The 10,380-nt window shown below is 60.3% G+C and carries 10 protein-coding genes; 5 read left to right on the top strand and 5 right to left on the bottom strand.

Annotated elements, in window-relative coordinates; all coding sequences use genetic code 11:
- The 3 genes from VGI36_03585 to VGI36_03575 all read left to right on the top strand — a co-directional run.
- The coding region (locus VGI36_03585) for a sigma-54 dependent transcriptional regulator (GenBank protein HEY2484200.1) at window positions 1-854 on the top strand (854 nt) is incomplete at its 5' end.
- An 18-nt stretch (window positions 855-872) separates the two neighbouring features.
- On the top strand, window positions 873-1,325 hold the full coding sequence (locus VGI36_03580) for a response regulator (protein ID HEY2484199.1): 453 nt from the start codon (window positions 873-875) through the stop codon (window positions 1,323-1,325).
- Window positions 1,326-1,623: 298 nt separating this feature from the next.
- The gene (locus tag VGI36_03575; GenBank protein ID HEY2484198.1) at window positions 1,624-1,992 is read left to right on the top strand and encodes a hypothetical protein; all 369 of its coding nucleotides are present in this window, start codon (window positions 1,624-1,626) and stop codon (window positions 1,990-1,992) included.
- A gap of 7 nt (window positions 1,993-1,999) precedes the next feature.
- Here the strand turns inward: VGI36_03575 and VGI36_03570 are convergent, their stop codons facing one another.
- The 4 genes from VGI36_03570 to VGI36_03555 form a co-directional block, all read right to left on the bottom strand.
- Complete coding sequence (locus VGI36_03570; protein HEY2484197.1) at window positions 2,000-4,033, bottom strand: mechanosensitive ion channel family protein; 2,034 nt, start codon at window positions 4,031-4,033, stop codon at window positions 2,000-2,002.
- A 157-nt stretch (window positions 4,034-4,190) separates the two neighbouring features.
- Window positions 4,191-4,676 carry a hypothetical protein gene (locus tag VGI36_03565; GenBank protein ID HEY2484196.1) on the bottom strand — a complete coding sequence of 162 codons (486 nt, stop codon included), beginning with the start codon at window positions 4,674-4,676 and terminating at the stop codon, window positions 4,191-4,193.
- Between the two features lie 55 nt (window positions 4,677-4,731).
- Window positions 4,732-5,550 carry a phosphoadenylyl-sulfate reductase gene (locus tag VGI36_03560; GenBank protein HEY2484195.1) on the bottom strand — a complete coding sequence of 273 codons (819 nt, stop codon included), beginning with the start codon at window positions 5,548-5,550 and terminating at the stop codon, window positions 4,732-4,734.
- Window positions 5,551-5,578: 28 nt separating this feature from the next.
- Window positions 5,579-7,201 carry a nitrite/sulfite reductase gene (locus tag VGI36_03555; GenBank protein ID HEY2484194.1) on the bottom strand — a complete coding sequence of 541 codons (1,623 nt, stop codon included), beginning with the start codon at window positions 7,199-7,201 and terminating at the stop codon, window positions 5,579-5,581.
- A gap of 124 nt (window positions 7,202-7,325) precedes the next feature.
- Here VGI36_03555 and VGI36_03550 point away from each other — a divergent pair, with 124 nt between their 5' ends.
- Window positions 7,326-7,763, top strand: a complete 438-nt coding sequence (locus VGI36_03550) for an Rrf2 family transcriptional regulator (GenBank protein HEY2484193.1) — start codon at window positions 7,326-7,328, stop codon at window positions 7,761-7,763.
- 67 nt (window positions 7,764-7,830) lie between these two features.
- Window positions 7,831-8,541, top strand: coding sequence for an alpha/beta hydrolase (locus VGI36_03545; protein ID HEY2484192.1), 711 nt, complete (start codon window positions 7,831-7,833; stop codon window positions 8,539-8,541).
- 1,206 nt (window positions 8,542-9,747) lie between these two features.
- Here VGI36_03545 and VGI36_03540 read toward each other — a convergent pair.
- The gene (locus VGI36_03540) at window positions 9,748-10,206 is read right to left on the bottom strand and encodes a hypothetical protein (protein ID HEY2484191.1); all 459 of its coding nucleotides are present in this window, start codon (window positions 10,204-10,206) and stop codon (window positions 9,748-9,750) included.
- Between the last annotated feature and the right edge of the window lie 174 nt (window positions 10,207-10,380).

The following is a 10,380-nucleotide window of genomic DNA, read 5'->3' as shown; positions in this document are numbered from 1 at the left end:
CGATGTCGCAGCGGCACGCGCGTCCCTTCGTTCCCGTCAACTGCGCGGCAATTCCGCGCGACCTACTGGAATCGGAGATGTTTGGGCATGAGCGAGGCGCTTTCACCGGAGCCTCGGGAACGCGTCAGGGACTGTTCACGGCTGCCGCGGGCGGGACGATTTTGCTCGACGAAATCGGCTCCATGCCGATGGAGCTGCAGGCGAAGCTGTTGCGCGTGTTGGAAGACGGCGAGGTGCGCCCGGTCGGCTCGGATCGCTGGACTAGGGTTGACGTGCGGGTAATCGCGGCGAGCAATACTGACTTAGCCGTGTCGGTTCGCAAAGGGGCCTTTCGCGAGGATCTGTTCTATCGTCTCCAGGTAGTACCGATCTTGGTGCCGCCCCTGCGCGAGCGGCGATCGGACATCCCGCTCCTGGTAGACCACTTTCTCGAATGCATCCAGGCGCGAACTCCGGGCCGGAAGATCACGGTCACTCGCGAGGCGATGGTGCAATTGTGGTCCTATGACTGGCCGGGGAACGTACGCGAGCTCGAAAACATGGTGGAGCGGCTGGCGATCTTGTGCGACGATTCCACTATCGACACGCGGATTCTTCCCCCAGCGCTCACTTCCAAACCGCGGCCCGCCGTCATCGAAATTCCCGCGAGCCTTCCTGCGGGCGGTGTGAACTTGCAGAGCCTGGTGCGTGAATTGGAAGGAAGATTGATCAACGACGCTCTGCGGCAGACAGCCGGAAACAAGCAGGCCGCCGCGAAGCTGCTGGGCCTTAAACGGACCACCTTTGCCGCCAAGCTCCGGCGCTCGGGTGTCATCGCTCCGGGCGCCGCCGATGACAAGGACGACGCCGACTGAACCTGGCAGGTTAGGAACATGGATCAGACGAACCGCCCGGCGCGAATACTAGTCGTAGATGACGATCGCGATACGGCCGCTATCCTGGTCCGCTATCTCCTAAGCGAGGGGTTTGAACCGATCGAGGCGAATTCGGGGGACGAATGTTTGCGCCTGGTGCGCGCGAAGGAAGTCGACGTCATCCTGCTCGACCTGATGATGCCCGACATGGACGGTTTTCAAATCTGCAAGGTACTGAAGGAAGACCCGGCTACCGCCGAGATTCCGGTCATTCTTATCACCGCGCGTGACGACATCGAGTCGCGCGCGGAAAGCATGAGTCTTGGGGTTGGCGATTTTCTGGCTAAGCCAATTTCCCGCCGCCAGCTCGCGGCCTCCATCCGCGCGCAGATCGAAGTGGTGGCGACCGAGCGAAAAACCACCGCTACCTTGAGCCGTATCGAGGGTCGCGGAGGAAATTCCAAAGCTTGACCGCGCCGGAACGGTCGCAGGCGGCGGAGCAGGTTACCGCTAGCGCTGCAAGCTCAAGCTCGGGCACTTGGTCTTCGCTTGCGGCCGAGCAGGGAGCAAGGGCAAGTCGTGCTCGCATTCGCTTGATCCACGACCCAGCGGAGGCGGGGGATTTCGACGCCACGAATGCGGAGCACCCTCGCGCAATTCCCGGGCCCGCGAGCGCAACCCAATCCCTGCACCGGCGCCGATTGCGCTGGCCGCTCGCCTTCGACTACACATAAGTGCCGCGATTGCGCGTGATAAGGAGGATCTTGGGATGAATGGAGAAGCTGCCAAACAGACCAAGCCGATCGCCGCGCTTACCTACATCGGTTTTTTCGTGACCGGCCTCGTCTTCCTGTACCTGGAACCATACAGCCAGGATGAATTCATACGCTTCCATGCGCGCCAGTCGATCGGATTCAGCGTGGTCTGGTTTGCCATCGTGATAGTCTTCGGCGTGTTCATCTCAATTCTGCCCGCGGCGCTCGGCAGGCTGCTCGGTGGTGTCCAGACGCTGATCAACCTGGCGCTGGCGATTTTCTGGCTGTTTCTCATGTACAAGGCATTTATGGGCGAGCGCTACCGGATTCCGGAACTCGCCGACATCGTCGACAATATCGCGGGACAATCCGCGTCGCACTAAGCGGAGTTTAGGTTTTTCCGGCGGCCTGTCGCTCGCCGTTGGCGGGAGCTGGTTCTTCCGCCCCAGCCGCACCGTCGGTCACCGGCTGCTGCGCGACAGGCTGGATGTTCGCGGGGCTGGGTGCCACCAACTGCAGCCCCGGCTCCCGGCGGATCGCATCGAGCACACGGCGCGAGACTTCGTCGGCGATTTGCGTCGCGGTGCGCACCTCTGCCGGGTAGCGGACGATCATATCGAGGCCTAAGGCGGTGAGTTGCAGGCGCGACTGCGGGCGTGGCGTCTCGAGCAGCACGTGCAAATCCGCCTCCAGGTATCGGACATCGCGCTGCACCCGGTCGCGGTAGCGCGCGAACACTTCGTCGATCGCATCGACCACTCGCTTCTCGGCGAGCCGGTAGTCACAGTCGGGCGCCAGCGTGAGGCGCATTTCGTTCCACACGAAGCTCATTCCGGGCGCTTGTTTGAAGAAATTGCCGTTGGGCTGGAAAACCACTGCGTTGGAGTACACCACGATCCGTCCGGTCGGCTGGCGATCCTCGGGGCTAAGTTCCATGAGCGTGAGCTTAACGAGGCCGATGCTGATGACGTCGCCTATTGTCGTACCGATCTGCACCCGGTCGCCGACCCGAATGCCGAACTTGCCAATCAGGAAGAAATAGCCAGCGACCGACAGGATGACGTTTTGCAGCGCCAGGGCAATGCCGGCGGCCGCAAATCCCATGATCGTCGCAATCGAGCCAAGCTCGGTGGCAAAGTTGACGATCAGCACAAAGGCGATCAGCACCCAGAAGACCGGATCGCTGAGCTGATTGAGTTGGCGGCGGCGTTGCGGGTCGTGGATATAACGGTTAACCAGCCGGCGCCAGAGATTTTTCCCCGCGATCACGATGCCGACCAGACCGAACAGCGTGGCCAGCCGGACGAGGAGGCTGCGCAGCGCCCGCCTGGAATAGCGATCGATGGAAGCTTGCCAACGCGCAAGATTTTCCTGGTAAAGCCCCAGCTGAACCTCCTGCTTGTCAAGCGGAGAGATGGTAGCGAACACGAGATCGTGCAGCCCTGCCAATTCCTTGTACTCGCTGGTCCGGCTGGCCAGCTGGGTTGGGTCGGCGGTGGTGACGCTGCTGGCCAGTTCCCCTGCACGCGCACTTATCGCGCTACCGAGGCGAACGGCGGGCGCCTTGAATTTTTCGATCTTGGCGATGAGCTCGTTGACGTTGGCGTTCGCCTCGCGCAGCGCCCCCGAGTCCGCGCGCAAGTCGAAGTACAGCGCGGTGAGAGCAATGATTCCGGACGATCCCTGCTGAGTTCTTTTGTTCGTCGACCCGACTACCACGTCGGGAGCTTTTCCCTTCTCGGTACTGGCGACGCTCTGCTCGAGCTGATCGATCTCGTTCAAGATCCCGTTAGATTGCTGACCGGCAGCCGCCAGTCCGCTGGCGTATTGCAGGGTCTGCTTGATCGCGTCCGCGCGGGCGGCCTCGAGTCCGGCGGCAGCGGTGGCGCTGTCAAGCTCGGCCGTGACGGTCGCGCGTCGATTCTTGGGCGCACTGGCCAGCTGATTCTGCAGATCTTTGACCCGTTGCCGCATGTGCGACACATTGGCATCGATCTCGTCTCCCTTGGCCGTGAGTTGGCGCAGGAACGGTGATCGATTCGCCGCTAACTGCTCTTCGGCCGAAAGTTTGGCCTTTGCGTTCAGAGCCACCTGCCCGCGGGCTGCCGTAAAGCCCAGGTCGAGCACCTGTCGGGCGATCTGCTGATCGCTTACAAAGAACAGGACCTCCTCAGGATGATCGACGAGCTGGGCCTCGGCGCTACGATGCCGGTACCAGGTGATCACTTCGCTCAGATAGGTCGTGATGACCTCATTCTTGACAAACGCCAGGTTCGCGGAGACCGGCGACGTACTGGGGCTGGATGCGGGACTGGCTGCCGCAGATGAGGAGGACGGCGAGGGAGCGGCGCGCGGCGAGCCGCTGGGAGTCAGGACCGTGGTTAAGATTGCAAGGGATATCGCGAGTCCGCCACCCCGGTGCAACCATAGCCACCGCCTGCTGCTGAAAAACGCTCCAAGCATCAAGGGCTCAAACCAACACCGCTCGAGGGCGGCACAGGGAGAAACCTTAGCACTATGGGCAATATGGTTCGATCATCGGATCGCCTCGGGGCTCGAACAGTTAGAAGAAGTCGCGGAGCTACTCAAGCGCGACTTCCAGCGATTCGACGCGTACGCCGTCGCGCTCGAAGCGGATGACCAGTTGGCATCCACTGGTTTTGACGGTCAGCGCCCACGAGCCCGGCCCGCGCATCGCCGCGTTCACCTCTTCAACCGTGTCGCCCTTGAGATTAGAGAGGGCGGCATTCAGCTCCTGGAGCGATCGAGCGATTTCGCGGCCGCGCGGAGTCTTCTGAAAAAGGGCGTTGAGCGAGAGTTCCGCGCCGGGTCCGAACAGCCGGCGGATGCGGCCGCTCTGCAGTGCCACCTCCACGATGGTGCCCAGGCGCGCCTGATGTTCGCTTGACACGGCCATCGATTCCACCGCGGCCTTGAGCGCAGCGTAGCTCTCGCGCGCGCCCGCATCGGAGGTCGCGTCGAGGAAGGCCTGGATTTGCGGGATCAGGAGATTGCGCTGGAGCTGGTCGAGCTTGAGAATCTCCGCTGGCTCAGTTTGGTCGCTCATCGGCGCGGAGCAATCGGTTCAGCCGCCCAAAACTCACGAGCGGAATTTTCGCGGTTCACGATTTGTGCGGAGCACCGTTTTTCGCACCGAGCAGAGCGGCGAGCTCATGCTCGAACCCGCCGGTCTCGATTGCGCAGTGCATCCCGCATTCCTTCGGCGCGCCGGTCTCCCACCACCAGCGGCCGGAGCGGGGGTCCTGACCCTCGCCGACCGCACGCGTGCAGGGCGCACAGCCAATCGACTGGTAGCCTTTGTCGTAGAGACTGTTGTACGGGACGTCGTTGGCCCGTATATAGTCCCACACTTCCTCGTCGGTCCAATCGGCGAGCGGCGCGATCTTGGTGATACCGCCGTGATCGTGGTCCACCTCGATCTTGCGGATATTGGAGCGCGTTGCCCACTGATCGCGCCTCAGACCGGTCACCCACGCGCTGTAGTTCATCAGCGCGCGGCGCAGCGGCAGCACCTTGCGCACCTGGCAACACAGCAGGCGCAGGTTCACGTCGTGGTGGAAAAGATTGTTCCCGTGCCGGGTGACCATCTTCTGAACCACTTCGGTGTCCGGCATGAAGGTCTCGACGCGGATGCCGTAGCGCGCGCGAACCTTATCGATCAGATCATAGGTTTCCTGAGGCGTACGCCCGGTGTCGATGGTGAATACCCGAACCCCGGGATCGATGCGATGGGCCATGTCGATGAGCGCGCAGCCCTCGGCCTGGAAACTGGAACAAATCGCCAGCTCCCGTCCAAAGCGGTCTAGCGCCCAGCTGAGGACCTCCTGGGGCGTGTGATCGTCAAGCTCGACTGCGATTTCGCCTGCTTCGAGCTCATCCATCAGGATGCTTGGCTTGGGAAATTCGAGTTCTGGTTCCACTGCTGTGCTCGCTTTCGGTGGCCCTCACTCAGGCCGCAGCTTCGGCGCCGCTCGATTTGGTTCCTTCCGCTAGCGCTATCAGTTCTGCGTCGGGCATCCGCACGCAGAAGCGGGTGAACGACTCCTCGGGAGCGCGGTGCGCGAGATACCCGGCAAAAAGGCGCGACACGTAGTCTTCAACTCGCTCGGACGGAATCCGGCGCAGCACCGGCTTGCCGATCGCCGCATCACGTCCAAGTCCGCCGCGAAGGATTATGTCGAAAGCTTCCAGCGGCTCGCCATTGGCCCCGCGGCTGGTGGTGCCCTGCAATCCGATGTCGCCGGTCCAATGCTGCGCGCAGGCGTGCGGGCACCCGTCGAGATTGAGCTTGAGCCCGGCGACCCGGTCGCCATAGTCGCTAACCAGCCGAGCGATGATGGTCGCGAGCTTTTCCTTGGTCGGAGTGACCGCGTAGTTGCAATGCGGATCGCCGATGCAACCGATCGACGAGGCATACAGCCCGTTGGCATCGAGCGGAAATCCGATCTCGCCAACCCGCGCAATGACCGCATCGAGCTGCGCGGCCGGAATCCTGGTCACAATAAAATTCTGCCGGCGCGTGAGGCGGATGTCGCCGCCAAATTCCTCGACGAGCTCCGCCAGGTCGCGCATCTGTCGCCCGCTCATCACTCCGAGATAGACAGGAAAGCCAACGTGGTACAGTCCCGCCTGCTTCTGCTCGTGGATGCCCATGTGGTCGCTTTCGCCGGCAGCCAGCGGAAGCTCGGCAAGCGGTTCGAGCGCGAAACCGAGGCGAGCTTCGACCAGTTTGCGAAACTCGTCCGGCCCGTAGTCGTCGATCATGAACTTGAGCCGCGCTTTCACGCGCGAGATGCGGTACTCGGTGGTCGAGCGCCAGGTGTCGATAATCGCGCGTAGCACCGGGATCGCCTGGTCGCGGGTGATAAACACGCCCAGGTGCCGTGACAGGCGAGGGGTCGAGGATTGGCCGCCGCCGACCCGGACCGCAAATCCCTCGCGCCCATCGTTCACCATCGCCACCAGCGCGATGCAGTTGATCTCGGGCGCGTTGCACTGAAAGCGGCAGGCCGAAATAGTGATCTTGTGCTTGCGTGGGAGGTCCGAGTATTCGCGGTTTCCGTAGAAAAAGCCGGCCGCCTCACCGACCAGTCCGGTCACATCGAAGAGTTCATCATGATCGACTCCCGCGACCGGGCAGCCCGTGATATTGCGAACCACGTCGCCACATCCGCCCATCGTCGTAAGCCCGGCCGACCTGAGCCGCTCGAAGATCTCGGGGGCATGCTTGAGAGTAATGTAGTGAAGCTGAATGTTCTGACGGGTGGTCAGTTCACCCTGATCGCGCCCGTAGCGTTCGGAAATCTCGCCAATCGCACGCAGCCCGGCGGCAGAGAGGATCCCGCTGGGGATCTTGACCCGCATCATAAAGGTGCCGACCTTGGGCTTGTCGTGATACATCCCGAACCATTGCAGACGGACGATGTCCTCTTCGGGAAGTTTTTCGTAGGGCGTGTCGACCAGGCGTTGCCACTGACCGCTCAGTTCGGTCGGAAAAAGCTCGTGTTTCAGGCGCTCAACCGAGTTGCGCTTGAGCACTAGTTCCCAAGATGGAGGTTCGCGTTTGGGCATTGAGAACGACCTGCCTCTGGCAAAAGGTAACTTTGGTGACCTTCTTAGTCAATTACTTAGATCACTTATTGAGTCGACTATTCACTGAATGGCCGGTTTGTGGTAAAAAAGCCGCGGAAAGACGATGAAATTCGGCGTAGGGGTCGACTACTCTCTGAAGGCTTTGCTGATGCTGGCAGAGCGGTATCCGGGCTCGGAACCGACTCGGGTCGAGGAGATTGCGGCATCGCAGGGTATTCCGGAGAATTACCTGCGCCGTTTGTTGATCGAGCTGAAAAGGGGCGGTCTGGTTGCCAGCCAAAAGGGGCCGAGCGGTGGTTACCTGTTGGCCCGCAGCCCGGCCCGTATCTCCATGGCAGACGTTCTCGAGATCGTCGAAGGCGACTATTGCCCGGTCGAATGTCTGGAGGAGGCGGGAAGCGGGCAATGTCCCAAGGGTGTGCCCTGTCCGATGCGCGACGTGTGGCGCGAGGTTCGCGAATCGGTCACTGTGATCTTAGGGCGCGCCACCCTGCAATCGCTCGCGGATAAATGCAAGACTGCCATCAACTACAGTATTTAGCAAAACCGTGAACACCCACTCACAAGCATTCGCGAACTTTGCACGGAGGCCGCGCGGACGGCCCACGATGCTGGATGCACTCGGTGAATTTCGGGTGCCTCTGGAAGCCACCGTGCTGTGGCTCCACGCGTTCACCTATCCATGGCCACATGCGGAACCTGGCAAAGGCAAGCTCGTGATGCTCATTCCGGGATTCCTGGCCGGGGACATCACGCTGGCGCCTTTGGCGAACTTCTGCCGCATGATGGGTCATCGCGTAGTAATGTCCGACACCTGGTCGAATTCGGAGTGCCCACGCGAAGCGCTCGAACGGCTGGGACGGCGCCTAGAAAAGGTCACCGATAGGCACCATGGACCTATGGTCGTGGTCGGCCAGAGTCTGGGCGGAATCTATGCGCGCGAGCTCGGGCATCGCTATCCGGATCGCATCGAGCGGGTGATCACGTTGGGCTCGCCGCTCGGACCGGTGCGCGAGTCGGCAAATCTACTGGTGCAGGCACTGGCCCGTTCGGTCGCCAGAGTCAGGGGCAAGGCGGAGGGTTGTCTCAGCGAGTCCTGCTCCTGCGGACTTTCGATCTCGAATCGAGCGCCCGACAAGGTGGCCACCACCGTTATTTACTCGCGCACCGACGGCGTCGTGCATTGGCAGAGCTGTGTCGATCGTAGCGGCTCACCGCTGGTCGAGAATATCGAAGTGATGTCGAGTCACGTCGGCATGGCGGTCAGCGCCGAGGTCTACAAAGTCATTGCCTCGCGGCTGGTGCTCCCGGCCCACTAGCGCTAGCAACGAACCCCGCGAGCGACATGGCATCGACCGCTTCCGTTGCTGGCTTCCGGTGGATTATGACATTATTTGGAAACTTGGGATCATGCCGGAACCTGATGTCTAAGGTGAGGAATATGGGTACTGCGCTCCGGTTTTCCAACGAGTTGCAATCTGGGAATGACCTCTAGTGAATTCTCGTGCTTCGCGGAACGAGAAGGTTTCTTTCGGATAATATTCTTGCGCGGTTCGAATACCTTGGGCAGCTCGAATACCATCTCAGGCCGAATTTAGGCGAGGTTTGGGGAGGTCCGTTCAATGGGCAGTGGAACCGTCAACGGATTGTTTCTGATCTAATCCGGACTTTCCAACCGTCAGCAATCGTCGAAACTGGCACTTTTCGGGGTGCCAGCACGCTTTTTTTTGCACTGAACAGCCAGGTTCCCATTTATTCAACGGAGGCTAACCCGCGCTTCTATGGATTTGCGGCTCGGAGGCTGAGGCACTGGCCAAAAGTTACTCTTATTCGGCAAGATTCCCGCGCATTTCTGAAAACATTAGATCTTCCTAAAGATCGTCCCGTGTTCTTCTACCTTGACGCTCATTGGGAAGGAGACCTCCCTCTTCAAGAAGAAATCGAGATAATTTTGGGAAGATTTCCGAATTTCCTGATAATGATCGACGACTTCAGGGTTCCCGGGGATCCAGGGTATGGTTTCGACGATTATGGACCGGGGAAAATGCTCGCTCTAAGGGATTTTCCGTTTCATGAGGACCAGCGAATGTCGGTATACTTTCCGACGTGTCGATCGGAAGCGGAAACAGGCACTAAGCGAGGATGTGTTGTACTGGTCGCCCCGTCTTTAGCGATGCTGATCAGTGAAACAGCTGCCCTGCAACGCTATGTTTGTGAAGCCCAAGTATCTACTTAGGAATTGCGAAACAGGCGAGAGGCGTCCTTCTGCTGCCCGATTTCTAAGCAATTCAATGCCGACAGGCTGTTAACCAGCCGCCTGGCCGCGCTCTCTTCGATTTCCTGCGGCCTTTTTTAACTTCCTATTTCTGAATTTCTTCGGGAGAGTCTGCGGATGAGGCGGCTCACATCTGGGCCGAAGCGTTCCTAGAAAATAGGCTACGAGGCTGCCCAAGAAGATGCTGCTGCTCAGAGATGGCGCACATCAGTTCTGGTCCCGGTCAAATCCGCTCGCGCAACCGTTGTGATCAGGAAGCGAGCCGATGGGAAGTGTCGTGCACGAGGGAAAGTCCCCGCGCGTCGCTTTCTCTTTGTGCGATCTCGTCCTGACTCAGAATGGGCTTTCTGCTGCCTACAATTCTTGCCGGAACTCCCACGGCGGTAGCCCCGCTAGGCACGTCTTCGAGCACCACTGCGTTCGCTCCGATTCGCGCGTGGTCTCCGATTGTCACTCCTCCGAGAATCTTCGCGCCGGCCCCGATGTCGACGTGCCCGCCAACGACCGGGGCACCTAGTTTCGGGCCTCCGACACCTATCGTGACTTGCTGAGATATTAAACAGTTGGGACCGATCACTGCTCGCGGGAAAATGACCACGCCGTTGGGATGCGGCAGTTGCAATCCTCCCCCAATATGGCTGTCGAGTGGTATGTCGGCGCCGGTCACAATACTCCAGAATCGATGCTCTAGTACCCAATATTTGCTCAACGGTTTGAATGGAAACCTGCGCTTTTTGCACCTCTGGTATGAGCGTACCGCTCGTAACAGGCGACGTGCGGGATCCCAGAAACGGACGCAGCGTTCCCTGCTCCAGTCCGGAACGTCTGCAGAAACCGCAGGTGAGTGGTGCATCAAATATTCCCGTGTCACTACTTAAAACTC

It is taken from the genome of Candidatus Binataceae bacterium (assembly GCA_036495685.1).
In the GTDB taxonomy this organism is placed as follows: domain Bacteria; phylum Desulfobacterota; class Binatia; order Binatales; family Binataceae; genus JAFAHS01.
Note: the sequence above shows the minus strand (reverse complement) of the source record. Positions and strands in the feature narration are given on the sequence as shown.

Bases quoted from the DNA above. Each gene is read 5' to 3' on its own strand.
- VGI36_03555 (HEY2484194.1), bottom strand. From the start codon at position 7,201: ATGCCCAAACGCGAACCTCCATCTTGGGAACTAGTGCTCAAGCGCAAC.
- VGI36_03550 (HEY2484193.1), top strand. From the start codon at position 7,326: ATGAAATTCGGCGTAGGGGTCGACTACTCTCTGAAGGCTTTGCTGATG.
- VGI36_03565 (HEY2484196.1), bottom strand. From the start codon at position 4,676: ATGAGCGACCAAACTGAGCCAGCGGAGATTCTCAAGCTCGACCAGCTC.
- VGI36_03575 (HEY2484198.1), top strand. From the start codon at position 1,624: ATGAATGGAGAAGCTGCCAAACAGACCAAGCCGATCGCCGCGCTTACC.
- VGI36_03580 (HEY2484199.1), top strand. From the start codon at position 873: ATGGATCAGACGAACCGCCCGGCGCGAATACTAGTCGTAGATGACGAT.
- VGI36_03545 (HEY2484192.1), top strand. From the start codon at position 7,831: ATGCTGGATGCACTCGGTGAATTTCGGGTGCCTCTGGAAGCCACCGTG.